Consider the following 550-nt stretch of genomic DNA (forward strand, 5'->3'; position numbering starts at 1 on the left):
TCACGCAGGACCAGTTGCGCAACGCCCCGGAATATAACCGGGACACCTACGCGCAGAATCGCGACAACATGCGCGTGAGCAATCCGGGCGACATTCCGGCCACGACGCAGGCTCAGTAACCAAACCGTGTTCGCCTCGTGAGAGGCTAGCACAAAGACCGAAAGGCCCGCGTATATGCGGGCCTTTCTCCGTTTGATCGCCGTGTTCAGGTCTCGTTAAGCCAGACTTACCATAATTTAAAGAGTGGTCCTTCGCGCCATCGCCTAGTTTGCATCGCAAAAGCGGATGCAACCGCCGATCCCACCCATAAGGCACCCATGGCTTTTCTCCGGCAGATCGTCGTTACCCTTGTTGTCCTCGTCGCCGCGCTCGGTGTGTGGATGATGTTGTCGCCGCTTCCTGGCCGCGTAATCTTGTCCAGCGGTGTGCCGCTGCCCGAACAGGCGAAGGCGCTGATCGCCCGTATCTCTCCCGAAGAAACCGAAAAGGCGGGCGCGACACGCGCGCCGCAGGGCGGCTCGGCGGCCCAACTCGTCGTGGTCGATCCCGC

General features: G+C 60.9%; 1 pseudogene. It reads left to right on the forward strand.

From position 1 onward, the window contains the following. Nucleotides 1-317: 317 nt before the first annotated feature. A pseudogene (locus tag NS365_RS23190) lies at nucleotides 318-550 on the forward strand (hypothetical protein); the annotation flags it as partial.

It is taken from the genome of Aureimonas ureilytica (genome assembly GCF_001475935.1).
In the GTDB taxonomy this organism is placed as follows: domain Bacteria; phylum Pseudomonadota; class Alphaproteobacteria; order Rhizobiales; family Rhizobiaceae; genus Aureimonas; species Aureimonas ureilytica_A.